The sequence below is a fragment of the Acinetobacter sp. genome, assembly GCF_041911495.1.
In the GTDB taxonomy this organism is placed as follows: domain Bacteria; phylum Pseudomonadota; class Gammaproteobacteria; order Pseudomonadales; family Moraxellaceae; genus Acinetobacter.
Window position 1 is genome coordinate 1 of sequence record NZ_JAYROT010000018.1, and the last position, 25,947, is coordinate 25,947.

The 25,947-nt window shown below is 41.8% G+C and carries 22 protein-coding genes and 1 other RNA gene; 14 read left to right on the top strand and 9 right to left on the bottom strand.

The window, feature by feature from the left end:
- Window positions 1-254: 254 nt before the first annotated feature.
- From ACE3PQ_RS02210 to ACE3PQ_RS02220, 3 genes are all read left to right on the top strand, one after another.
- Window positions 255-815 (top strand): PadR family transcriptional regulator, encoded by a 561-nt coding sequence (locus tag ACE3PQ_RS02210; RefSeq protein ID WP_374294817.1) that lies wholly within the window; start codon window positions 255-257, stop codon window positions 813-815.
- Between the two features lie 57 nt (window positions 816-872).
- Window positions 873-1,799 carry an alpha/beta fold hydrolase gene (locus ACE3PQ_RS02215; protein ID WP_374294820.1) on the top strand — a complete coding sequence of 309 codons (927 nt, stop codon included), beginning with the start codon at window positions 873-875 and terminating at the stop codon, window positions 1,797-1,799.
- A gap of 311 nt (window positions 1,800-2,110) precedes the next feature.
- On the top strand, window positions 2,111-3,184 hold the full coding sequence (locus ACE3PQ_RS02220; RefSeq protein WP_374294822.1) for a porin: 1,074 nt from the start codon (window positions 2,111-2,113) through the stop codon (window positions 3,182-3,184).
- Window positions 3,185-3,258: 74 nt separating this feature from the next.
- Here ACE3PQ_RS02220 and ACE3PQ_RS02225 read toward each other — a convergent pair whose 3' ends face one another.
- The 4 genes from ACE3PQ_RS02225 to prmB all read right to left on the bottom strand — a co-directional run bounded on the left by ACE3PQ_RS02225 (window position 3,259) and on the right by prmB (window position 7,981).
- Window positions 3,259-4,257 (bottom strand): adenosine deaminase, encoded by a 999-nt coding sequence (locus tag ACE3PQ_RS02225; RefSeq protein WP_374294853.1) that lies wholly within the window; start codon window positions 4,255-4,257, stop codon window positions 3,259-3,261.
- 100 nt (window positions 4,258-4,357) lie between these two features.
- A complete protein-coding gene (locus tag ACE3PQ_RS02230; protein ID WP_374294824.1) occupies window positions 4,358-5,680 on the bottom strand; it encodes an NCS2 family permease in 1,323 nt (440 codons plus the stop codon).
- A gap of 186 nt (window positions 5,681-5,866) precedes the next feature.
- The gene (gene aroC / locus ACE3PQ_RS02235) at window positions 5,867-6,961 is read right to left on the bottom strand and encodes a chorismate synthase (RefSeq protein WP_374294827.1); all 1,095 of its coding nucleotides are present in this window, start codon (window positions 6,959-6,961) and stop codon (window positions 5,867-5,869) included.
- Between the two features lie 12 nt (window positions 6,962-6,973).
- Window positions 6,974-7,981 carry a 50S ribosomal protein L3 N(5)-glutamine methyltransferase gene (prmB, locus tag ACE3PQ_RS02240; protein ID WP_374294855.1) on the bottom strand — a complete coding sequence of 336 codons (1,008 nt, stop codon included), beginning with the start codon at window positions 7,979-7,981 and terminating at the stop codon, window positions 6,974-6,976.
- A gap of 292 nt (window positions 7,982-8,273) precedes the next feature.
- Here prmB and ACE3PQ_RS02245 point away from each other — a divergent pair, with 292 nt between their 5' ends.
- The 7 genes from ACE3PQ_RS02245 to ACE3PQ_RS02275 all read left to right on the top strand — a co-directional run bounded on the left by ACE3PQ_RS02245 (window position 8,274) and on the right by ACE3PQ_RS02275 (window position 17,048).
- On the top strand, window positions 8,274-8,894 hold the full coding sequence (locus ACE3PQ_RS02245) for a metal-dependent hydrolase (protein WP_374294829.1): 621 nt from the start codon (window positions 8,274-8,276) through the stop codon (window positions 8,892-8,894).
- A gap of 166 nt (window positions 8,895-9,060) precedes the next feature.
- Window positions 9,061-10,434: an ABC1 kinase family protein gene (locus ACE3PQ_RS02250; RefSeq protein ID WP_374294831.1), complete on the top strand. Its 1,374-nt coding sequence runs from the start codon at window positions 9,061-9,063 to the stop codon at window positions 10,432-10,434.
- Window positions 10,435-10,473: 39 nt separating this feature from the next.
- Window positions 10,474-10,899, top strand: a complete 426-nt coding sequence (locus ACE3PQ_RS02255; protein ID WP_374294833.1) for a hypothetical protein — start codon at window positions 10,474-10,476, stop codon at window positions 10,897-10,899.
- A gap of 228 nt (window positions 10,900-11,127) precedes the next feature.
- On the top strand, window positions 11,128-12,414 hold the full coding sequence (locus ACE3PQ_RS02260; RefSeq protein WP_374294835.1) for an acyl-CoA dehydrogenase family protein: 1,287 nt from the start codon (window positions 11,128-11,130) through the stop codon (window positions 12,412-12,414).
- A 152-nt stretch (window positions 12,415-12,566) separates the two neighbouring features.
- Window positions 12,567-13,781 carry an acyl-CoA dehydrogenase family protein gene (locus tag ACE3PQ_RS02265; RefSeq protein WP_374294837.1) on the top strand — a complete coding sequence of 405 codons (1,215 nt, stop codon included), beginning with the start codon at window positions 12,567-12,569 and terminating at the stop codon, window positions 13,779-13,781.
- 446 nt (window positions 13,782-14,227) lie between these two features.
- Window positions 14,228-16,687, top strand: coding sequence for an acyl-CoA dehydrogenase (locus ACE3PQ_RS02270; RefSeq protein WP_374294839.1), 2,460 nt, complete (start codon window positions 14,228-14,230; stop codon window positions 16,685-16,687).
- Between the two features lie 94 nt (window positions 16,688-16,781).
- Entirely contained in the window at window positions 16,782-17,048 is a 267-nt protein-coding gene (locus tag ACE3PQ_RS02275; RefSeq protein WP_374294857.1) for a DUF2218 domain-containing protein, read from the top strand.
- Window positions 17,049-17,620: 572 nt separating this feature from the next.
- On the opposite strand, the gene pepP is transcribed toward ACE3PQ_RS02275, so the two are convergent.
- Together pepP and ACE3PQ_RS02285 are read right to left on the bottom strand one after the other, a co-directional pair.
- The gene (pepP, locus tag ACE3PQ_RS02280) at window positions 17,621-18,943 is read right to left on the bottom strand and encodes a Xaa-Pro aminopeptidase (protein WP_374294841.1); all 1,323 of its coding nucleotides are present in this window, start codon (window positions 18,941-18,943) and stop codon (window positions 17,621-17,623) included.
- A 141-nt stretch (window positions 18,944-19,084) separates the two neighbouring features.
- A complete protein-coding gene (locus ACE3PQ_RS02285; protein ID WP_374294843.1) occupies window positions 19,085-19,708 on the bottom strand; it encodes a UPF0149 family protein in 624 nt (207 codons plus the stop codon).
- A 64-nt stretch (window positions 19,709-19,772) separates the two neighbouring features.
- Between ACE3PQ_RS02285 and ACE3PQ_RS02290 the strand changes: the two genes are divergently transcribed.
- The 3 genes from ACE3PQ_RS02290 (at window position 19,773) to ssrS (ending at window position 20,945) form a co-directional block, all read left to right on the top strand.
- Window positions 19,773-20,345 carry a hypothetical protein gene (locus tag ACE3PQ_RS02290; protein ID WP_374294845.1) on the top strand — a complete coding sequence of 191 codons (573 nt, stop codon included), beginning with the start codon at window positions 19,773-19,775 and terminating at the stop codon, window positions 20,343-20,345.
- A complete protein-coding gene (locus tag ACE3PQ_RS02295) occupies window positions 20,338-20,646 on the top strand; it encodes a cell division protein ZapA (protein WP_241571729.1) in 309 nt (102 codons plus the stop codon). The genes ACE3PQ_RS02290 and ACE3PQ_RS02295 overlap by 8 nt, the downstream gene beginning before the upstream one ends.
- Before the next feature lie 116 nt (window positions 20,647-20,762).
- Window positions 20,763-20,945, top strand: a non-coding RNA gene (gene ssrS, locus ACE3PQ_RS02300) — 6S RNA.
- 511 nt (window positions 20,946-21,456) lie between these two features.
- Here ssrS and ACE3PQ_RS02305 read toward each other — a convergent pair.
- The 3 genes from ACE3PQ_RS02305 to ubiH form a co-directional block, all read right to left on the bottom strand.
- A complete protein-coding gene (locus tag ACE3PQ_RS02305; RefSeq protein WP_374294847.1) occupies window positions 21,457-21,720 on the bottom strand; it encodes a hypothetical protein in 264 nt (87 codons plus the stop codon).
- 218 nt (window positions 21,721-21,938) lie between these two features.
- On the bottom strand, window positions 21,939-23,195 hold the full coding sequence (locus tag ACE3PQ_RS02310) for an FAD-dependent monooxygenase (RefSeq protein ID WP_374294859.1): 1,257 nt from the start codon (window positions 23,193-23,195) through the stop codon (window positions 21,939-21,941).
- Between the two features lie 8 nt (window positions 23,196-23,203).
- Window positions 23,204-24,412 (bottom strand): 2-octaprenyl-6-methoxyphenyl hydroxylase, encoded by a 1,209-nt coding sequence (ubiH, locus tag ACE3PQ_RS02315; RefSeq protein WP_374294849.1) that lies wholly within the window; start codon window positions 24,410-24,412, stop codon window positions 23,204-23,206.
- A 270-nt stretch (window positions 24,413-24,682) separates the two neighbouring features.
- On the opposite strand from ubiH, the gene ACE3PQ_RS02320 reads away from it, so the two are divergent.
- On the top strand, window positions 24,683-25,947 hold a 1,265-nt coding region (locus ACE3PQ_RS02320; protein WP_374294851.1), incomplete at its 3' end, for an AMP-binding protein.

Here is a 25,947-nt window from a genome sequence, read left to right on the forward strand (position 1 = left end):
ATGATTCATTCATAACAACGTAGCGTCAAAAAACATCCTTGTCCCGAAGGGTTATGGCTAAAATTGCCATAAACTTCGTTATGAAACTTGACAAGGGAGTGACCATTCTCTGCGTTTCATGCCTCGTTTATGTGATTTTAGACTATAACGCAATGCATGGTTGAAATGTCAACAGACCCTAGACGTTTAAACGTTTAAGATCACAATAGATTGCATTAAATTTGATTTGAATCACATGGAATTGGTGAACAGCGATGTCCTTAGCCCACGTACTTTTGACCAGTCTTTTAGAAAAACCAAGTACAGGCATCGAATTGGCTCGTCGCTTTGACCGTTCTATGGGCTTCTTTTGGAATGCGACGCATCAGCAAATCTACCGTGAGCTTAAACAAATGCTTGCCAACGATTGGATTAGCACCCTCGCAACCGATGATAGCGATTCACGCAAAAAGACCTATCAAGTCGTTGAACAAGGTCGAGAAGAACTACAACGCTGGGTGGCTCAGCAAGATGCGCCAAGCAAACTACGTGATGCGCTCATGGTCAAGCTACGTGCCGAAGCACAGCTTGGCGGTGCGACCATATTGCCCGAACTACGTCGCCACTTAGACCTACATCAAGCGCAGTACACACTGTATCAACATATCGCACAGCGAGATCAACAAAAACAAATCAACACATCTGATCGCACTGGGCTCATTCAGCGCAAAATCTTACAGCTCGGTATTGAGTTTGAAATGGGCTGGATTGCATGGCTTCAAGAAATCATTCAAATTTTAGAAAGTGATTCTTTTGATCCTGAACGTATCAACTGAACGAAATATCTTCTTATATTACAAAATATTGAAAACATCTAGGGAAAAGGAACCTCCATGCCACACTACAGCATGCCCGATCAAGAACGTCTTTATGTACGAGAAATTGGACACGGTGCGCCTGTTTTAGTGCTATCTGGTCTAGGCATGAGTAGTTGGCAATGGCTACCCTACATCGCACCAAGCTTACGACGTCGAAAGTTTTATATTCCTGATTTTCGTGGGTTTGGGCAATCAAAACACTGTAAGATTCCAACGGATGCAGAATTCAAAACAGATGCGATCGCAAGCCATTGGCGTGATGTAAACTGTTTGTTGGAGCAGATTAGCCAAAAAGAAAACCTTGAAAATGGTATTGATGTGATTGCCTACTCGATGGGTGCCACCACAACCATGCACGGTATGAAATACGGTAATTTTGCTGCAAAAATTAAACAATATATTCATATTGATCAGAGCGCATGTATCCGCAATCAAACAGACTGGGAATATGGTCTATACGGTACTCAACAAGCGACTTTTTTAAATATTTTAGATCGAATGTTGGTGCTTCTTTTGCCTTATTTAGATCAACACTTAGCTGTAGATACGCTTCCACATCATGTACAAAATGAACTCATTTCACTATTCAATGAATTCGTAGCATTACAAAGTTCAAATGCTTTTATTTCTTTTCTCGATCAATTTCAAATCACAAAGTATCTTAAAATCAAATCCTTACCATTTCAAACCTTAGACTATTTGTATTGGTATCTCAAAAGCTATCAACAACATAATGAAGACTATCGTCAAACGCTTATTTCGTTTACAAAACCTGCGTATTTCTTGATTGGAAAACATTCTGCTCTGTATCCTGCTGATGGACAAATCGCCATTGCAAAGCAATTAAGTGATCCAAAAATTCATATTTTTCCACGAGCTGGGCATGCGCTCATCGTCAATCAACCACTTTTTTTTACGCAGACTTTAAATCAATTATTGTGATAAGGTATTGAAAAATAAAAATATAGATTTGACGACTTTTCAGTAATAATACAATTCAGCGTTGTCGTTACAAAGTTTATTTTGAAAAGCATAAAAATATTTCATGTCTTCACAAATTTCATATTTTTGTAACATTAGTTATAGATACTTGCTCCCAAGTTCGTAACCTTATGTAACTTTTTAGACTGATCTTCCAAGTCTGTGAGTCAAAGTTGCATAAGACATAACAAGGCTTACCGCTTGTAGTGCATAAATAACAATGGGTTGTAACGCACTATAAGTTTTCCCTAAAAAATTTTGGAGAAGATTCAATGAAAAAATTGCTACTTGCTTCTGCAGTTGCAGCTTTAAGCCTAAATACAGTTCAAGCCGCTCCTACTTTATACGGTAAATTGAACATCAGCTTAGACCAAGTTTCTAATGCAGACTTTACTGAAGATAAAGTCACTGAATTAAACTCTAATGCTTCTCGCCTTGGGGTGAAAGGTGAAGAGAAAATTACGGATTCACTTTCAGCTGTATATTTAGCAGAATGGGAAGTTAGTGGTGACGGTGATGATGATACGTTAAAAGCACGTAACCGTTTTGCTGGTTTGAAGTTTGCTAACGTCGGTACGTTGAAAGCTGGTCACTACGATTCTTACTTCAAAACAGCTGCTGGTAGTGACCAAGACATTTTCAACGATAACGAACGTCTTGACTTCAAAGACACTCTTGTTGGTGAAGATCGTTTGAGCAACGTAGTTGGTTTCGAAACTGATCCAGCGATGCTTGCAGGTCTAGGCTTCAACATCATGTTCCAACAAGGTGAAGGCTCAACTGACGATGCTAAAGAAGCACGTGATGGCTTTGGCGACAGTATCTCAACTTCTGTAACTTATGAAAGCGACATCGGTTTAGCTTTAGCTTTGGCTGGTAACTTTGACGTGCAATCTAAATGGGCAGCTCTTGATGGCAAAAAACTTTATACAGATGCTATTCGTTTGACAGGTTCTTATGACTTCTCGAATGCCGGTGCAGAAGGTCTTGTAATTGGTGGTTTATTCCAACAAGCTGAGCCTTCAGAAGAAATTGCTGGCTTTGACGACCTTGAAGAGCAAGCATTTGGTTTAACACTTGCATATAGCATCCCATCTACACCGTGGACTGTTAAAGGTGAATATGTCGCAGCAGAAACCTCTGCGGATGGTTGGGATGATCGTGAAATTGATCGCTACGGTCTCGGCGTAGACTACAAACTCAACAAGCAAACCAAACTTTACGGCGTAATTGCACAAACCAAAATCAATGAAGCACTACAAGCTGTGTATCAGCTAAAAGATTTGGACGCGAAAGTGGAAGACAAAGAAACTGTATTCGGTCTTGGTATCGACCTTAAGTTCTAAGTCTGACTTAGGCTAAGTGAAAACAAAAAAGCTGAACCTCGTGTTCAGCTTTTTTTAGTGCTCAGTGGAAAATTTTAACTATTGACGACTTTCTTCATCCAATGCGCTTTTTCAGATTCAGGTAAAAAACTCGCTTGGAACGAGTTCGATGCAAGTTGACGAATATCTAGAGTAGATAATTCCAATGCGTCTGTGATTGCATAGAAGTTATCATTCATATAGCCGCCAAAATACGCTGGATCATCTGAGTTCACCATCACATTGACACCCTGATCAAGTAAACGCTTGATATTGTGCTGTTGCATATCATCAATAACACAAAGTTTCAGATTACTTAACGGACACACGGTTAACGGCATTTTTTCAGCGATGAGGCGAGCCATCAACTGCTCATCTTCTTCACAGCGTACACCATGATCAATGCGATTCACTTTGAGCAAGTCTAGTGCTTCCCAAATATACTCTGGCGGACCCTCTTCGCCTGCATGCGCCACGATCAGATAACCTTGTGCTTTGGCTTCACTAAATACACGTTCAAATTTACTCGGTGGATGCCCTACTTCACTTGAATCTAGTCCCACACCGATGATTTTATCTTGATACGGTTTCGCCTGTGCCAAAGTTTCAAAAGCCGCTTCTTCACTTAAATGACGTAAAAAACACATAATCAAATAGGAGCTAATGCCTAAGTTTTTCTTGGCATCTTGGCAAGCACGTTCAATCCCATTGATCAGCGTTTCAAAAGCGACACCACGATCGGTATGGGTCTGTGGATCAAAGAAAATCTCGGTATGCACCACATTGTCCGCTTTACATTTTTCGAAATAAGCATAGGTCAGATCATAGAAATCTTGCTCATGTAGTAGCACATTAGCCCCTGCATAATAGATGTCTAAGAACGATTGTAGGTTGTGAAAATCATAGGCTTTTTTGAGATCATCCACCGAAGCATATGGAATATTCACGTGATTACGCTGTGCAATCTCAAACATCAGCTCAGGTTCAAACGTGCCCTCGATATGCACATGCAATTCTGCTTTTGGCAGAGATTGAATCAGTTCTCTGTGTTGCATCTGATCTTGCATAGCAGTACTCCAAAGTTTGAAAATTAAAAAAGAAAAATGGCGTAGACTTTGTATAAGCTACACCATTAATAAAGTTTATTTGTAAAAATTAGCCACCATAAATTGCAAATTTAATCGCCCACACAATGGCAATGATCCACACCATATACGGTACAGCTTTTGCCTTGCCAGTGAGTAGCTTCACTAAGGCATAACTGATAAAGCCAATGGCAATACCGTCTGCAATCGAATAGGTAAACGGCATAAAAGTCATGGTCAAAAATGCAGGCACTGCTTCGGTGATGTCATCCCAATCAATACCCGTAATGCCATGCACCATCAACACACCCACATAGAGCAATGCAGGCGCAGTCGCATAAGCAGGGACACTTTGCGCTAGTGGAAATAAGAACAATGCCAAGAGGAACAATACAGCGATCACAACAGCAGTCAGACCTGTACGACCACCAGCTGCCACACCAGATGCAGACTCGATATAAGGTGTAGTCGATGATGTACCTAATGCTGCACCTGCAATGATCGCCGATGAATCCGCCATCAAGGCACGTTTTAAACGTGGTAATTTGCCATCAACCAATAAGCCTGCACGCTGTGATACACCGACCAATGTGCCTGTACTGTCAAACAAATCTACCAAGAAAAAGACGAAAATTACACCGATCATTGACGCAGTAAATAGGCCTTCAAAATCCATTTGCATAAAGGTTGGCGCAAGCGATGGAATCTCACCAAACACCCCTTTGAATTCGTTATGACCTGTCAAAGTTGAAAGCACGGTGATCGCCAAGATACTGATAATGATTGCACCACGTACTTTGAAATGATGCATAAACACGATTAATAAAAAGCCCAATGCAGCGTACAATACAGATGCAGAAGATAGGTCACCCATTTTGATCAATGTCGGTTCATTTGCAATGACCACACCAGAAGACTTCAGTGCAATCAATGCCAAAAATAAGCCGATACCGCCCGCAATTGCCAATTTTAATGACATTGGAATAGCATTGATCATCGCCTCACGGAACTTAAATAAGCTCACAAATAAGAACACAACACCCGATACGAATACCGCTGCCAAAGCAGTTTGCCACGGCACACCCATGCCCATACACACGGAAAAGGTAAAGTACGTATTCAAGCCCATACCCGGTGCAAGTGCGATTGGATAATTCGCCACCAAGCCCATTACCATACAACCCAGTGCTGCTGCTAAACAGGTCGCAACAAATACAGCACCTTGATCCATTCCTGTCATTGCAAGAATGCTTGGGTTGACGATGATGATGTAACACATCGCCAAAAATGTAGTAAATCCTGCCAATACTTCCGTGCGTACACTAGTATTGAGCTGTTTGATATGGAATAGTCGATCCAGTAGACCATTACCATTGTTGGAATTTGATTCCATAGACTTTCCCTCAAAGCAAATTGCAAAGCACAAAATGGTCACAACCAATTTTAGCCAATTTTAAATACGACTTAAAAAAACTGAGCAATATAAAGTTTTAATAAAAAAAGCCCCAAATGAAAATTGGGACTTTCTAAGTTCTCAAAATAAGTTAATTCAGAATTTAGCTTTTTAATTCACTCAAAACTATTTCGGTTCAATCGGTGTGAGTGGCGCAACCACATCGGCATTTTGTGCACGATTTCTCAAGAAATGATCCATCAATACAATCGCCAACATCGCCTCAGCAATTGGTGTCGCACGTACACCAACACATGGATCATGACGACCTTTGGTGATGACATCAGTGGCTTCACCTTGCAGATTAATGGTTTTTCCTGCGGTGGTGATACTTGCGGTAGGCTTGAGTGCAATCGCTACTCGTATAGCCTGACCACTGGAAATCCCACCTAAAATACCACCTGCGTGATTTGCAGAAAAACCTTCAGGAGTGAGCTCGTCACGTGACTCATGTCCAAACTGTCCTGCAACGGCAAAGCCGTCGCCAATCTCTACACCTTTGACGGCATTGATGCTCATCATGGCATGCGCAATATCTGCATCGAGGCGATCAAACACGGGCTCCCCCCAACCCACTGGCACATTTTCCGCCAAAATTTCGAGCTTCGCACCACAGCTTGTACCCTGCTCACGCAATGAAGTGACCAATGCTTCAAAGCGTGGCACAGCATCAACATCACCACAGAAAAATGGATTATTCGGCACTTCATTCCAATCCAACTTTTCAGCCGTTTCCGTGCCAATCTGCGTGACATGACCTCGAATCAATACGCCAAATTTTTCCGCCAAATATTTCTTGGCAATTGCGCCTGCGGCAACACGCATTGCTGTTTCTCGTGCGCTTGAGCGACCGCCACCACGATAGTCACGGAAGCCGTATTTTTGCGTGTAGGTATAATCGGCATGACCTGGACGGAAAGTTTCAGCGATATTGCCGTAATCTTTTGATTTTTGGTCAGTATTACGAATCAATAAACCAATTGACGTCCCTGTGGTTTTACCCTCAAATACACCTGAAATAATCTCGACTTGATCAGGTTCTTTACGCTGCGTCGCAAACTTTGAAGTCCCCGGTTTACGGCGATCCAAATCCGCTTGCAGATCACTTTCTGTCAGTGACAAATTTGGCGGTACACCATCGACGATCGCCATCAAGCCCACACCATGCGACTCACCGCACGTTGTCACACGGAATAATTGACCAATACTATTACCTGCCACGCTCAATTACTCCTATTCAATCGCTTGCTGGAAAATATTCTGATACTCACGGCATTGCTGTGCTGTTAAGGCAAAAATACCTGAACCACCATTTTGGAAAGTGAGCCAATGAAAGTCGATTTTATTAAAATTCTGCTTGAGCGCCCACTCGCTATTACCCACTTCGATGATCAATAAACCATTTTCACTGAGATAATCTGCTGCCACAGCAAGCATCTTACGCACCAAGTCCAAACCATCTTGCCCTGCCGCCAATGCAAGCTCAGGCTCATGATGAAACTCCGCAGGCAAATCTGCCATATCCTCGGCATCGACATATGGCGGATTGGACACGATCAAATCATATTGATTTTCCGCAGGGACACGATCGAACAAATCTGACTCAAGCAAAGCCACTTGATATTGCATATTGTGATGTTCGACGTTGATCGCAGCGACTTCCAAAGCATCTTTGGAAATATCCGTCGCATCGACCGCCGCATCAGGATATGCATACGCCAACGCAATAGCGATACAGCCCGAACCGGTACAGAGATCCAAAATACGCTCAGGCGTTTTTAAGGCAGTCGGCTGAGTCGCATTTGGCAGATTATGTTGATCGGTTTGCATTTGACCATGTTCATCTAAGAAAAATGGCGCAAAACGATCGGCAATCAACTCAGCAATCGGCGAACGTGGAATTAATACACGATCATCGACATAAAATGGCTTGCCTGCGAAATAGGCAAGATTCAGCAAATATGAGGTTGGAATACGTTGATTGACACGCACTTCGAGCAGATCTAAAACCGCTTGTTTCTCAGATGGAAGCAATTTTGCGTCTAAAATTTCCGCATCAGCCGACCAATCCAACGATAAGGTTTGCATCACCAATGCTGAGCTTTCTGCAAAAAAGTCTTCTGTGCCTTGCCCCAGATGTGCATCGTACTGACGTAAAATCGTCACACCAAAACGGATAAAATCACGAATGGTTGATAAGTTCTCTAATGCTTCTTTGAGCACTTCACTACTGACTTGCATTGCACCTTCATTTTCATTGCTTTGCTCATCAAGAGTTTCGTCTACAGCTTGATCTACATCATCTGGAAGGAATTGATCCACGCACTACTCCAAAACTCGAAATTTCCCAATATGGAAAAATCGCTAAAAATTTGACGGTCTATTCTACTGAATTTCGGTGGATTTGACTACGCAAGATCGCCAAACCGCTCAACGAATTCACATCTCAATCCATTTACAATGACTAGAATTTCACAACATAATATGAAAATTCGGTATAGACTGAACTGTGATTAGCCTTTGAAAAATTAAAATGCTTAAAATCACATTCATGTCCTTGCTTGATCGCTATACATCAGATGAATTATTAAAAAATAACTTTTGGGCAGAAATCGAACGGTATTATTCTGAACAAGGACGGCATTACCATACATTGCTACACCTCGAAGCACTGCTTATACATTTGAGTGCAGTTAAAAGTGATATTGCCTGTTGGGATAGCACGCTATTTTGTCTGTATTATCATGACATCATCTATGATGTAAAAAGATCAGATAATGAGGAAAAAAGTGCTGAGCTAGCCGTTCAACGCATGACAGAACTTGAAATACCTGACGAAATCATTGAATTATGTAAATCACAAATTTTAGCGACAAAATCTCATCAATTTTCTGATTATCAAGATACCAATTATTTCCTCGATGCAGATTTATCAATTTTAGGTCAGCGTTGGGAAATTTATAACCAATATACGGTACAAGTCCGTAAAGAATACGCCATCTACCCTGATCTGCTTTATAAAATAGGTCGAAAAAAGGCTTTGAAACACTTTTTAGACATGGATCGAATATACAAAACAGATTATTTTCACCAACAGTTTGAAGCCGAAGCCAAGTTAAATATTCAACAAGAAGCCGAACAGCTGAATGCTTAGCAGAATGGAGTGAATCTTTGTAATAAATTCTCTACTTCATTCTTTTAAAGGATAAATTTGAGATCAATTAATATTTGCAAGGATGTAATGTTTTTTATACGTTTTGGGTTCTACTTTAATGTACAATTAACTTCGCATGTTTTTCAATTTTCAGGATTTTGCTTTTATGTCAGATAAAAATGACAAGTTGGACAATCTCAAAACTTCTGCTTTTGATCGTCGATTCTCTATTGCAAAAGCATCGTTTCTCGCAGGCACGCGTTGGGCGACTGCCAATGCGAGCAGTATGTTTTCAAATGAAGAAGAAAAAGATAAAAAACGCAAACAAGCCATGACCGAACAGGCGAATTATCTCGTCGCAGAAATCGGCAAACTCAAAGGCTCTGTAGTCAAAATCGGGCAAATGATGGCGCTGTATGGTGAGCATTTTCTCCCTGCGGAAATCACCCAAGCCCTAAATACTTTAAATGATAAAACTGTTGCCCTGTCTTGGCATGCGATCCACAAACATCTACAACAAGAACTCGGTTCAAAGCTCGATGATCTGACAGTTGACCATGAACCGCTAGGTACGGCATCTCTTGCGCAAGTACATCGTGCGGTGCGTAAGTCTGATGGCTTAGAATTGGTGCTAAAGATCCAATACCCAGGTGTTGCTGATGCGATCGACTCGGATATGAGTCTATTCCGCAGTATGCTTCGTCTGACTCGTATGGTACCGCAGACGCGTGAGTTCGATGAGTGGTACGAAGAAGTGCGTAGCATGATGCACCGTGAAGTGAACTATCATATGGAAGCTGCGACCACGCAACGCTTCCACGATCGTTTGAAAAACGATGACCGCTATGTGGTACCAAAAATCATTGATCAATATTGTACCGATCGTATCTTGTGTATGACCTTTGAGCGTGGCGTACCGATTAACAGCCCAGTGATGTTGTCCTTGCCACAAGCTCGCCGTAATGCACTCGGTGAAGCATCTCTAGAGATTGCTGTACGTGAGTTGTTTGAATGGGGCGAGATGCAGACCGACCCAAATTTTGGCAACTATCTCGTTCGACTAGGTAATGGTCAAGCGATTAAAGATAAAATCGTGCTCCTTGATTTTGGGGCGATTCGTCAGTTTGATGAACATCTGCTGAATGTCGCACGAAATCTCATTATTTCAGGTTATCAACATGATAAAGCTGAAATGATCAAATCCATGTCAGGTTATACTTTCTTCGATTCGATTCCTGAATCCGTCAAACCTGATATGTCAGAAGTCTTTTTATTGGCGACCGAAGCCTTTAGTGAACCTGCCAATAATCCTGATATGCCTGAAGGATTAATGGATGCTGAGCACCGCTACGACTGGAAACGTAGCCAATTGCACAATCGTGTGATACAGCGTGCCAGTAAGTCGATGGCATCACGCTACTTCTCTATTCCACCGAAAGAGTTTATGTTTATTAGTCGTAAATTCATTGGTGCATATACTTTTATGACCGTGATTGATGCCAAAACCAATGTGCGTCGTATGATCACACCATTTGTTTAATTACACCTTGATGTAATTGCTTAGTTAGCATAAAAATCAATGAACTCACCACAACCATTTCAAGTGATTATCCAAGAACAAGAAACTGGTTGTGGACTTGCTTCAGTTGCCAATCTCGTTGGTCGTTCTTACGCCGAAGTCAAAGCCGTTGCCAATTCACTTGGCATCTATGCTGAAGATCAATGTTTATGGTCTGATACAGATTATGTCCGTAGGCTATTAAAGCATTTTGGAATGCGTTGTTCCGAAGATGAAACGCCATTTACCCAGTGGGACGCACTGCCCGACCTTGCTTTACTCGCAACAAAATATCATGAGAAAAATGGGAAATCCTTTTGGCATTGGGTGGTGTTTAAACGTATTGAAGGCAAGCCACATGTTTTAGATTCTGCCAGTTATTTAGCTGAAAACTTGCGTACAGATTTTGAAGACATTTATCCAAAATGGTTTATTGAAATCTTATAGCTAAGTAATTTTAAATGTCAAAAAAGTCAATCCACAGAAAACAAACTTAATTACATTTAAAAAATAGAACATATATTTCAATTATATAAATCACAATTAAGCAATTTGATTATTTGCCAATTTATCCAAATCAAATTTGTCAACCCTGCGATAGTTTTTTTTTAAGGCTGTGCCAATATAGTTGTACACACGTATAAATACGCCAAGAGGATTGTGATGAGTATAACAATGTTTGATAAAGCGCAAGGCATCGGCTTGTCATTGATGACCAAACTTGCTTCGAGTGATGCACTTGATCAATTGAAACTACGAAAATTCGTTGAGCGCTCGTTTTATCATGGTTCTCGTACAGGGTTTAGTACACTGTCGAAAACGCAGAAATTTTTAAAACCACAAAGTAAACAACCGCAACAACGCCTGCAATCCCAATCTAAAAATCTTTTTGACTTGAGCCTCACCGCAGAGCAAAGCATGCTTCGTGAAGCCTTACAACGCTTTGCCAAAGATGCGATTTATCCAAGTGCGATGCAAGCGGATCATCAAAGCATTATCCCCAAAGATTTATTGGAACAAGCCGATGAGTTGGCACTCAACTTTTATGCGCTTCCAGAGCAATATGGCGGTGTCGCAACTGAGCAAAGTGCGGTGAGTAATGTCTTGATCGCTGAAGATTTGGCAAGTGGCGACTTTAGTTCAGCCGCAGGATTACTTAGTACATTTAGTGTGATCAATGCCATTACTCGCTGGGGAAATAGCAATATTCAAAGTCAATATTTGGCAGATTTTGCCGAGCAGGCTGATATTCGGGCAACCATTGCCAGTCAAGAAAATACACCTGCATTCAATCCTTTTGAACTCACCACACAAGCTGAAGCCTTAGATCAAGATTTCCAAATCAGTGGTGAAAAGACCATGGTCGTCATGGGGGAATATGCCGATATTTTACTGGTCAATGCCATGTATCAAGGCCAGCCTGAACTGTTTATCATTGAGCGTGACGACAGCATCAGTATGCGCCCTAGCCCTGCGATGGGACTACGCGCAGCAGAAACCGTAACCTTACGTTTTCACCAAACCCCTGCTCGTCGTTTAAGTTCAGAGGATTTTGATTATCAAGCTTTCTTGGACTTTGGACATTTGATGTGGTGTGCAATGGCGGTTGGTACCTGTGAAGCGGTCAAAGCCTACTGTATCCAATATGCCAATGAGCGTACTGCCTTTGGCGAGCCGATTTCTCATCGTCAAAGTGTGGCATTTATGATTGCGGATATGGCGATTGAGATTGATGCAATGCGCATGTTGGTTTGGAATGCTGCAAGTCTTGCCGAAGCAGGCAAAGATTTTCATCGTGAAACTTATCTCGCACGCCTACTTTGCGCTGAGAAATCCATGAAAATTGGTACGGATGGCGTGCAAATCCTGGGCGGTCACGGCTTTACCAAAGAGCATCCTGTAGAGCGTTGGTATCGTGATTTAAGGGCGACGGCAATCATGCAATCTGGTTTACACGCTTAGATCGTCAAATGACTTCAACTCCACTACTGCGTTACCCTCGCTCACAGTACTTCATGTCCAGCTTCAGTCGGGTGCCTTGTATTGGAGAATTAAATTCATTCGACGATCGGTGAATTTAAGTTATCCGACAAATAATTAAGGAATAAAAGACCATGAATTTACAAAATCTAAAAAAATTCCGCATGCTCGTCACCCAAGCGCATGAAGTGGCACTCAACGTACTACGCCCGATTTCACGCAAATATGACATAGCAGAACACGCCTATCCAAAAGAACTCGACATGCTTGCATCCTTAGTTGATGGCATGAACGAAGGTGGCGAAGGCATGAATGCAGGTGCTGCAGGCGCAGGCAAACGAGGTGAAAATAAACTGAGCGAAAGCAACCATGAAGGTGTGCGTAACGGTACAAATATGTCTACTGCGCTCAGTATCATTGAAATGTGCTATGGCGATACAGGCTTATTGTTATCCATGCCACGTCAAGGTTTAGGCAACTCTGCAATCGCTGCGGTTGCCAATGATGAGCAACTCGAACGCTTTAAAAATACGTGGGCAGCAATGGCGATTACCGAACCGAGCTGTGGTTCGGACTCTGCTGCGATTCGCACCACAGCAACGAAAGACGGTGACCACTATATTCTAAATGGTGAAAAAATCTTTGTTACATCAGGCGACCGTGCCGATAGCGTCGTAGTTTGGGCAACTTTAGATCGTAAAGTTGGTCGTGCTGCGATCAAGTCTTTTGTGGTGGAAAAAGGCACAGAAGGCATGAAAGTTGAACGCTTAGAACATAAGCTCGGTATCAAAGCCTCTGATACAGCAGTGATTAGCTTTACCGACTGTCGTGTTCCTGCGGAAAATCTGTTGGGTAATGCAGAAGTCGATGTGGCAAAAGGCTTTGCTGGTGTCATGGAAACCTTTGACAATACACGTCCACTGGTTGCTGCAATGGCTGTTGGTTGTGCTAAAGCATCGCTAGAGCGCATCAAGCAAATCTTCAAAGATCAGCTTGATGACAGCTACATTACGCCCTATTTGCAAACTTCAAATTTGGCGGCACAAATCTATCGCATGGAAGCCGAATGGGAGTCTGCTCGCCTGCTTACACTTAAAGCGACATGGATGGCAGATAATAAGATGCCAAACTCCAAAGAAGCATCCATCGCCAAAGCCAAAGCAGGACGTATCGGTAATGACATTACTTTGAAATGTGTCGAACTCGCTGCAAGTCTTTGTTATGGTGAGGATGAACTTTTGGAAGAATGGGCACGTGACTCAAAAATTCTCGATATTTTCGAGGGGACTCAGCAGATTCAACAGCTCATCATTGCTCGACGTGAGCTTGGTAAATCATCGAGTGAATAAAAATAACACTTCGATCCTGTTACAAATCAAATTTAACAAATTTAGATGACGCGTTTTCGAATGCGTCATTTTTTTAACTCATTGTAATATTTACTTAAAGAAACAAGACTTCATCATTTCAACTATTTACTAATATTTCATCATTGCTTTAATTGTGAAGTAAGGATGTGCTTTGCAATTCATGAGAATTTGTCATTACATATTCCATGAATATCTTAATTTGTAATTGTGAGTTTGCCATCTTCTTCATATTTATTTTTCAGGTATATCAGAAGTTTAGCTCACTTTAGAAAAATAAATTTGGCAAAACATTCTAATCTTTTGCTCTGTAGATTATTGATTTCGCTGTTTTATTAATCTATAGAATGTATTTCAACACTTTGACTTATGCTCATATTTTTGACGTATGGTCATGTTGCTATTCAGTCACTTTTGGAGGAGTTTGTATGGTCTTTCTTCTAAGTCTTCTTGTTATTTTATTTGCCATGTGGGCAGTGTTCTTTTGGCAACTCTCTCGCTCTGTTGGTGCATTGATCGTCATCGGTGTCAGTATTTTGATGGCACTATGGACACCGTGGTCGCTATTACTCGGATTACCGTTGATCATTGCCAGTGTGATCGTCGTGATTGATCCACTGCGTATGTCAATCATCACAAAACCTGCTTATAAAACCCTTGCTAACGCAATGCCTTCTATGAGTGTGACCGAACGTGAAGCACTGGATGCAGGGACCAGTTGGTGGGAAAAAGAGTTGTTTATGGGTGCGCCCAATTGGGAAAATTTTGAGCAATATCCATTTCCACAGCTCAGTACCGAAGAACAATCATTCATTGATAATGAAGTTGAAGAATTGTGTAACATGCTTGATGAATGGGATATTCACCATCATCACAAAGATTTACCGCCTGAAGCATGGCAATTCATCAAAGATAAAGGCTTTCTCGGCTTAATCATTCCAAAAGAATATGGCGGTAAAGAGTTTACGCCGTTTGCGCAAAGTCGCATCATGAGTAAGATTTCGACACGTTCGCTTACAGCAGCGGTGAGCTGTATGGTACCGAACTCTTTAGGACCGGGCGAGCTATTACTGCATTATGGTACGCAAGCGCAGAAAGATCGTTATCTCCCAGGTCTAGCGAATGGTACAGAGATTCCATGCTTTGGATTGACCAGTCCAGAAGCTGGCTCGGATGCAGGTGCAATTCCGGACACAGGTGTGGTCTGCATGGGTGAGTTTGAAGGTCAGCAAGTGCTTGGTCTTAAAATGAACTTTTCTAAGCGTTGGATTACCCTTGCACCAATCGCAACGGTGATCGGTGTGGCATTTAAACTCTATGATCCAGACGGTCTGCTCGGCGACAGTAAAAAGCAAGATTACGGTATTACCTGTGCCTTGATTCCTTCATCACATGAAGGTGTTGAAGTCGGTCCTCGTCACAATCCAGGTTCACCATTTATGAATGGTACAGTCGAAGCCAAAGATGTCTTTGTACCGATCGACTACATCATCGGTGGTGTGGAAAATGCGGGTAAAGGCTGGCGTATGCTGATGGAATGTTTAAGCGTGGGTCGTGGTATTTCTCTGCCCGCCCTATCTACTGGTGCAGGTGAAATGATGTACCTCAATGTCGGTGCATTCTCTAAGATTCGTGAGCAATTCAAACTATCTGTAGGTAATTTTGAAGGTGTACAAGAAGCAACTTCTGATATTGCCAGTGATGCTTACATGCTTGAAGCGTTCCGCTATATGGTGACATGTGGTCTAAATCAAGGTGGTAAGCCTGCGATGATGACTGCGATTGCCAAATACTATGCCACTGAAACCATGCGTCGAAGCATCAATCATGGTATGGACGTGGTTGGTGGTCGTGCCATTCAGCTTGGACCTCGCAATTTCTTAGGTCTTGCTTATCAAGCGATTCCCGTATCAATCACCGTGGAAGGCGCAAATATCTTGAGCCGTTCATTGATGATCTTTGGTCAAGGCTCAATGCGTAGTCATCCGTATCTATTCGATGAGCTACAACTTCTACAAGCGGAAAATCCTGATACAGCCCTGCCTGAGTTTGACAAGATTTTGTATCGTCATCTTGGTTATACCTTTAACCGTGTAGCACGCTCATTTGCCTATGCCTTCACTGGTGGCAGCTATGATGCACCGACGACTGCGGATGATTTTAGCGAACCATATTACAAGTCGATCAATCGTTTGAGTGCAAACTTCGCTTTTACCGCAGATATGTGCTTAGGTTTACTTGCAGGTGATATTAAACGAAAAGAAATGCTTTCTGGGCGTTTGGCAGATATGATTTCACATCTGTTTATTGCCACAGCGATCTTGAAGTTTTATGAAAATGGTCAACGTACCGAAGCCGATCAACTGCATGCTCAATTGGCCTTAGACAAGAGTTTGTATCAAGTGCAAGAAGCATTCTATGGCTTGATTGACAACTTCCCAATTCGCTTACCTGCGATCTTGGTAAAATTGATCTGCTTCCCATTCGGTCGTCCATTTGAAAAACCATCGGATAAACTTAAAGGTAAGCTTGGTCAATTGATTATGACCGATAATAGCTTCCGTGATGTCCTGAAAAAACATGTGCATTACAGCCTTGATCCTGAAGACGTGACTGGTCGCCTGGAAAGTACATTCCAAATGTTGCTCAAGATCGAACCACTTTGGCAGAAGTTTAAACGTGCTGAAAGCAAAGGTCAGTTCAAAGGTTTAACTTTCCAAGAACATTTGGACGACGCAGTCACACAGAACTTTGTCACTGCCGAAGAAGCATCGCAAATCGCTGAATACAACATCAAGCGTTTTGATAGCATGCTGACCGATATTTTTGATATGAAGATTGATCAAACGCTTCCATTAGACAATCCTTATATTGAAAAAGAACTTTAATTCCACCAAAAGTATGAGCCCCAAATTTCGATTTGGGGCTTTCCTCATGACATGCTATCAGGAGTAACACATAACACACTCTAGTCAACTCAATATCAACACTGACAATGCCGAAATCATCATCAAAAAACTGGTCAACCATTGGCGTCATAAGATGGAAATTACCCAAGAGAATAACATCTCTACCATTCCATTTTCTGAAACAGCGCATGCAACTCTTGAACATCAACCAAATCAACTGATCGCAACACTACATACCGAACAGCAGGAAGACTTAGAAAAATTTCAAAATGTGATACTCGATCACCTCAATCGTATGGCAAAACAAGAATTTGCAAATACTTGGCAGCCTTTAACGTAATCATACTCAGATTTGAATTTGACTTATTTTCAATATTTTAAAGTTATTGCTTGTATTCCGTGATTGACTCAGTTATAAATTGTCTAAGTCAGTGAGAAACATCTAAATTGTTTATAGATTTAAATTGTTTATATATTTAAATAGTTTATGCCAAATTAAAATGAGTTTTCACGGTTATATGGCAGTCTAACATCAGCGCTAGACTGCTTTTTTTTGCCTAGTTTTTTTAACATAGATTTTTCAGTTTAAAGTCTATCGATTCGTTTGAATAGGGTCTGTTGAGATTTCACAGATGCTTGCGACTACGGATGTTTTTTAGACGATACTAGGAAGGAATGAGAAAATTTAGTTATTCTAAATGACTCTCTCCTAACGACGTATGAGACGCACTGCGTCGCAAGGAAAACATCCTAGTCCCGAAGGGTTATGGCTAAAGCTACCATATACTTCGTTATGAAACTTGGTAAGGGAGTGACCATTCCTTTCATTTCATGCCTCGTTTCTCTACTTTTAGCTGATAACGCAATGCATGGCTGAAACGTCAACAGACCCTTATATTGATCAATATAAGTTTAACGACTTTCTGCCATCAGATGTTCAATATCATCAATGGATTTCACCACATCTTTAGTGAGAATCTTTGGTTCATCATTGGTCAGCACTACATCATCTTCGATACGAATACCGATACCACGCCATTTCTCATCGACGCTTTCATCATCGGGCGCAATGTATAGCCCAGGCTCAACAGTGACTACCATACCTTCTTGATAAGCACGCCATTCACCATTCACTTTGTATTGCCCGACATCATGCACATCCATACCAAGCCAATGCCCTGTACCGTGCATAAAGAATTGATTGTACGCTTCGGTTTCGATCAGCTCATTGAGCTCACCTTTGAGTAAGCCTAGATCAAGTAAGCCTTCTGTGAGAATTCGAATGACTTGCTCATGCGGCAGTTTGTAATGATTACCCACTCGTGTTGCATCTATCGCAGCCAGTTGCGCAGTCAACACAACCTCATACAAGGCTTTTTGTTCCCCAGTAAATTTGCCGTTAACTGGGAAAGTACGAGTAATATCACCTGCATAGTATTGATATTCACAGCCTGCATCGATCAAGACCAAGTCGCCTGATTTGAGCATTTGATTGTTTTCGACATAATGCAAAATACAAGCGTTTGCGCCACCACCGACGATGGTATTGTAAGCAGGCACACCGCCATACTGTCCAAACACATAATGCAACTCAGCTTCCAAGGCATATTCCATCATTTCAGGTCGGACTTTTTGCATGGCACGCGTATGCGCTTCTGCGCTGATTTTCCCAGCCATTTGCATTAATGCGAGCTCATCGGCGGATTTAATCAAACGCATCTCATCGAGTAAGCCATCAAGTTGAATCAAATGCTGTGGCGCTCGATCACCTTGACGTTGTTTGAGCTGAACCGCATGACACCATTCGCCAACTCGGACATCGAACTTCTTAGTCTGACCAAAACGGACATACAATTTGTCTTTGCCAGCAAGTAGAGAAATGATTTCATCGTCCAAATCTTCAATCACAAAGGCTTGATCTGCGCCATATTGCGCTAATGCACCCTCAATCCCTGCACGATAACCATTCCAAATTTCTAAGGCACGATTACGCTCACGGCAGAATAAGGTGTAACACAATTCGCCCTGATCATCTGTTTCCAGTACAGCAACCGCTTCAGGCTCAGCAAATCCAGTTAAATAGTCAAAACTACTGTCTGGACGATATTTATAATCTGCATCTCGATTGCGATACATTTCATCACGGGTAGCAATGACGGCAATGGCATTTGCACCCATTGCTTTGGCAAGTTTGGCACGACGAGATGCAAAGACGGATTGATCGAGTGTAGACATAACATACCTTTTTTCAAAAAGTCTCCCCCTTGCGAGTCAGTGACTCTCAGGGGAGATTTAGAAGGGTTTTCATGTAGGTATACCTTATTTCTCACTAGGAATACCTTGATAAATTAGCGTAAATTTAATTTCTATTTATATTTAACTTGGACGGTGCGGTGTAAACATTTCCACCACATTTGACGCATTTTTGCTTTGTGAGGCTTTCAAGTGTGAACCTTTGAGAAATGCAGTTTCTGCCACATCGACTTTTTTACGTCCTGTAGACAGGCTGACTGGGATTAAACGTACAAACTCATACAGCTCATTATAGCTGAGCTCGCCCTCTTCATCGTCATCTTCCGCTTCGAATTCAACTGAAGCCACATCTTGCAAATGCTCAATCCATTCGGCTTCATCACCACGAATATGTCCCGATGCAATTCCAAAACCAAGCACTACACCCGCACACCAGTCTGCCAACGCATCAACACGTTCACCGAGCAAATGCTGATCATCAGGCAACATTGGTAAATAGTCCAATTCATCATCATGTAAAGATGCGGCAATATCTTCTGCTTCATCAGTTAAAAGCTGTAAAGCCTCCGCAGATAACTCAGGGACTTGTAGGCTATCGAGGATCGCTTGCCACTCTTCCAATGTCGGCGCCTGCGTTACACAAACAATACCTGTCAAGATACCGTGTAACTCACTCGGACTTGATAACTCTTCGACGCCGTTAAAAGCATCATTCCACTCATTCCAACCTGTAATATCGTCTTGCATTCGTCTTTCCAATCTCTATACTGCTAGTATATTATCGAGTAAATAGGCATTGTGCGATACCACTATGTTAGAACAATTACAGCATTTACAACAGCAAGTGCAAATTTTGGTCAAACACGTCCAAGATTTGCAGCAACAGCAAACCGATCAACAGCATATTCATGCGCAAACTGCACAAAACTTGCAACGTCAATTGGATGATGCACGTTCTGCTTTGCAACAAGCGCAGGATCAACAGCAAAGCACTGCAAGCGCCTTAACACAAGGCAAAGATCAGCATCAGCAGTTGCAACAAGAACATCAAACGCTATCTGATAAATATCAACGACTTGAAAATAGTTGCAATGAATTGCGCAAACGCTTCGAAGCATTGATCACACAGAAAAATCAACTCAAAAGCGATTATGATAATTTAGGTGCACACAATGAAAGTCTTCAGTCACAACTGAAAGAGCTTGGTCAACTCCGTGATCAACTGCATAAAAAGAACGAACAAGCACGCCAAAAAGTCGAAGCGATCATCCAGCGCCTTGCGATCTTAGGTACACCACAGGATAGCAACAGCTTAAGCATTCAACAATTGGCGCATCCACATGCAGAACAATTAGAATTTGAGGACAGTACAACTAATGACTGAGAATACCGCCGTCGAATTATGGCTTTTAGATAGCGTCTACAAACTAGGTTGCCCTGCGAATCTACAAGATGAACTGCGTAGCGCAGGCGATTTGCTAGAGCAAAAGTTCAAAGGGATGCGTAGCGCCAATCCACGTATGGACAATCAAAAAGTCGCAGTCATGGTTTCATTACAATTAATGCAAGAAGTGATCGAGATGAACAAATCGTTACAACAATACAGTCAGTGTGAGAATGCGCTTGCTGATATGGTCGATGCGTTGGATCAACAAATCACGCAAATTCAAGCAACTAATGGCTAATTCAGTGATATTTAATTAGCCCTTGATTGTGTTAATTGCTTAGCAATTCAGCGACAAATGGGTGAAATCACTGATATGGTGTTTGTACATTGATTTAATCAAGCGTTATAATAAAGCCAACTCTGGGATGTACGCCAACGGGTCTATTCCCCTGAGCCGATATCATCACTTACGGATATGTTCTGTATGGTTTGGGTGTATGTCTACCTTGAGTAGAAAACCGAAAAATGATACGTCATCTCCACCTTGAACTTTAGGGTTCAAGGGTAACGACTAGTAGCGGCATCTTCGGAGTTATTTTTATCAACTCAATATAAATACTTACAATATCTCGAAAATATTAAATACAAGTATATATAAAAGGTCTGATTATTAGTTTTTATATTGATTACCCTTTGCTAAATCACTCTGGTGGTCACGTTAAAATCAAAACTTATTTCAATCCATTACCCTATACTTTCGTAATAAAGAATTAGAAAGCATGATAAGTTCAGATCTTTTATATTCTATAGGCTTCTATATTTCTATTATAGGAACTTTACTAGAAATGATTAGGACAGGTGCATTTTTTCAGCAGACCACAAAACATGCCAAAAATGAAACTATATGAGTTTTCTATTTTCCTCTTTGGTTTTTTATTAACTTTAATAAGTTATTTAATTTAATAACAAACTAACCTTGATGATATCACTCAGCAATCTTATTAAACATTAAAGGTAAAAACAAACAATATCTAAAACAAAAAACTCGACCGAAGTCGAGTTAAACGTTGCCATGAATACAATTTACAGTGAATGGAACGCAAAGATATTAATCATGCGCTGATTCATCAGGTGGCACTTCAGTAATCCGACCACCTTGTGCAAGGAAACGCGCTAATTCATCTTCGAGAGAGTCACGCGCTTTTTGACGTGCTGTGACTGATAAGCTTTCTGCTTCTTCACGCTCTGCATCTGTGGTATGCCCAGAGCCTTCACCATCGCCATCATCTGCACCACTTTCAGCAGATTTACTTTCTTCTTCATCGACGCCTTCGTTCAAATCGTCGTCATCATAATCAATCTTGTCACTCATGCTCACCACCTCCACAACATCATCTACACGTTGCGATTTTTTCTATCGCTTTGAATTGATCTATTCAGGCGAAATGTAGCAATCAATTCTGTATCCGCCTAGCCCCCTGACTGTTAAAAATGGTGAAAATATCATCGAAAAATTCAATTTTTATCGCACTTTTGATCAATTGATTGAATTTTAATAATTTTGAGCGATGACATAATACAGAATGCTTTTTAAAGTGCGTATTGGGTATCTTTTAATGCAGGCGCACCACTGGCTTGCGTATTGAAAAAATCTACCGCATTTTGCTGATTTGCGACAAAGTGCACTGCTTCATTACGTACCCATTGTAGTGGTCGAAGTTGTGTGGTGTTAATCCAACCTAACGCCGACATGCTGTGCATCATCAAGCTGTTGTGCAGGCGACGTTGATGCTCATACTTACGCAGTGTTTGAATATGCGCCCATGCGCCACGCTTGTGGTCTTTAATCAACTGATCGACCAATACCGCCGCATCCAAACAGCCTAAGTTCACACCCTGCCCTGCCAATGGGTGAATCACATGCGCCGCATCACCGACCAATGCCACGCCATCTGTCACATAGCTTTGCGCTTGACGAGCAACCAATGGAAAGCTCGCTCGTGAAACCACTTCTTGTACCTCACCGAGCATATAGTGACTGGCTTGACTGACTTTTTTCGCAAAATCCTGATCGCTTAATTCACGGTATTCATCAGCATAATCCGTCGGTAATGTCCAAACGATGGATTGCCAATGTCCTTGTTGTTCCGTATCTAAACTTTTCATGGGTAAAAATGCCAAAGGACCTGTATCTAAGAAAATTTGTCTTGCCACATGTTGATGCTTTTTTTCGGTACGAATGGCACAACTAATCGCCGTTTGTTTATAATCCAAACGATCCAGCAAAATCCCAACTTGATCTCGTACAAAGGAGTTTGCGCCATCTGCACCAATGATTAAATCTGTAGTGAGCACGTCACCATCTGCTAAAGTCACTTGCCAATGTTGTGGTATTTTCTCTAGTCGAGTGACTTTGACTTTGGTACGATAATCTTGAACTTTCTGCTGTAATTCTGTCTGCAATGCCAAATTAAGCACACTTGGCTCGACCATAATACCGAGCCAATCATTTGGCATCGGCGATGTCATTGAGGCTTGCCCAAAATTGATTTCACCATGTCCATCACGGTGCCACACTTGCATGCCACTATAGGGCTGATAGCGTTGTAATTTCTGTAAATGTTGCCATGCACCCGCTTGTTCCATCAAGTGCATTGATGCTTGATTCAGAGCCAAAACACGTGGATTAGTTTGGCTGAGCACTTTATTCGCATCAAGCAATGGTGAGGCATCTAATACGGTAGCTTGAATGCCTGCTTTAGCAAGTAGCAAAGCAGTCAATCCACCGACCAACCCACCACCAATGATAATCACGCTATGGTGCTTGTTTTGATGTGTTTTGTGCATTTCCTTACTCATGCTTTTAACCCCATGGCAAAGGTCGCCACCATCGGCTTGACACCCGGAATCAAATCAAATGCGAGCAAGCCTGTGTTACGTGCAATTTTTAAAATCGGATTGTGATTGCTAAAACCACGCACTACTTTGTCACAAAAGAAAATTACTTTCTTTTGATCACTGAGGCGTGCTTGCTCATAAGATTTCAGCATCTCATGATCACCCAAATCCAAACCATGCTGTTGTTGATGTGCAAGATAGCGACACAACACAAAAGCATCTCGTAGACACAAGTTAAAGCCTTGCCCTGCCACTGGATGAATAGTATGCGCCGCATTACCCATCAGCACAACACGACCTGAAACCTGCTGATGCGCAAGCACTTGGGATAATGGATAACTAAAACGCTTCCCTGTTTTTTCAAATTTACCTGCTCGATCGCCATAAGTTTGTTGTAGCGCATCTAAGAAATGCTGATCATTTTCCTCACCAAGCCATTCTTGCTCCGTGCCTTTTTTCACTGGCCAAACCACTGAACGACGACAATCCCCATGCAAAGGCAACAATGCCAAAGGTCCTAAAGGACTGAATCGCTCAAAGCCTACTTGCTGATGTGGCTTAGAGGTTTGCACTGTGGTGACGATTGCGACTTGATCATAATCATGCTCATCCACACCAATACCCAAAGCCTGACGGCAAAATGAATCTCGACCATCAGCGGCAATGACTAATGGGCTTTGTAGCTGAATTTCATTGTCATCTTTTAATGCTGTGATTGATACCGTATTTTTATCTTGTGATAACTGTGTCACTTGCACACCATCAATCAATTCAATAAAAGCATTCTTTTGCACACTTTGTAGGAGAACACGACCAAGCCAAGCATTCTCAATGACTTGTCCAAAGCTTTCGACTTTTTCTTCAGTATTGACCAGTTTTGCTTTACCAAAACTACCCTGTTCAGAGATATGCACTTGATGAATTGGCGTGGCGTATTGTTGTAATGTTTTCCACAATCCCAACTCTTGATAAATCTCTACACTACGCCGAGATAATGCGGTATTGCGTGCATCAAAACTCGAATGATATGGCGTTTCGCCGCCTTGCGCTTGATAATCAGGATACTTGATCGCTTCAAGTAAGGTAACTTTCAGCTCAAGTTTTGCCAACATCAGTCCGAGGCTAAGCCCGACCATGCCTCCACCAACAATGATGATTGGTTGCATCCATTTATCCTTAACTTATTCAATGATTTAATTACAGCATTTCAAGCTTTTAGAATAACTGAATTTAGAAAGCGACTAAAGCGATAATCCGCATAAATTCGTTATCAATCGGTAGCATCATTTGACTAAATGAAAATGTGCGTTTGTCGCAAACTGATGAATTAACTTTGAAAGATTTGCACATGATTTTGGCAGTTTTTGCCTATTGTCACTACTTCGCTTCTCATGCAAAGTAAATGTTCAAAATAGCAGACCTACAAGGAAGTCGATATGTTTGGACAAATGATGAGTCGCCCATTAATGATCAGTAGCCTGATTGACCATGCAGCACAATACCACGGCGATACACAGATCATTTCCAAAGAAGTCAGTGGTGAATTTACCACCACCAACTGGAGCAATGTTTCTAAAAATGCCAAACGCCTTGCCAATGCACTCAGCCAATACAATTTGCAACTCGGTGATCGTTTAGCCACCATTGCATGGAATAATTATCGTCATCTTGAAACATGGTATGCGGTTTCTGGTAGTGGCTACGTATGCCATACCATCAATCCTCGACTTTTTCCTGAACAATTAGTATTTATTATCAATGATGCCAAAGATAAAGCACTATTTTTTGATGTGACATTTTTGCCATTAATTACTGCAATTAAAGATAAAATTCCAACAGTTGAGAAGTTGATTTGTTTGGGTGGAAAAGATGAAAAAGTTCTCGCCGCCTTGCCTGATGTATTATTTTTCGACGATTTGATTGCATCAAATAATGATGAATTTGAATGGCCCGAACTTGATGAAAATGCAGCGAGTTCACTCTGCTACACTTCAGGGACTACAGGTAACCCCAAAGGTGTATTGTATAGCCACCGCTCAACACTACTGCATGCTTTTGGTATTGCATTGCCTGACTCGCTAAACCTTTCTGCAAAAGATGTCGTGCTCCCCGTCGTACCGATGTTCCATGTCAATGCGTGGGGCATTCCATATGCAACTGCGATGACAGGCAGCAGCTTAGTCCTTCCCGGTCCAAATCTTGATGGGGATAGCTTGGTCAGCCTCATTGATGATTATAAAGTCACTGTTGCACTTGGCGTACCAACCATTTGGCAAGGCTTGCTAGCAGCTGCAGCAAAACGTGATACCACGTTAGAGAGCATGGTGCGCAATGTGGTTGGCGGAGCAGCATGCCCACCTGCAATTATCAAAATGTTTAAAGATAAATACCAATGCGAAACGATTCATGCTTGGGGAATGACGGAAACCAGTCCACTCGGAACAGCGAACCAAACCAAAGCGAAGCATAAAGATTTATCCGCTGAGCAATTGGAAAAACTCCGCTTATCACAAGGTCGCCCTGTGTTTGGTGTAGAGCTTCGTATTGTCGATCCTGATGCCAACAATCAAGCATTGCCACATGATGGAACGACGCAAGGTAATCTCCATATTCGTGGACATTGGATTGTTTCGGAATACTTTAACAAAGGCACTTCTGCACTCACAGCAGATGGTTGGTTTGATACAGGTGATGTGGCAAC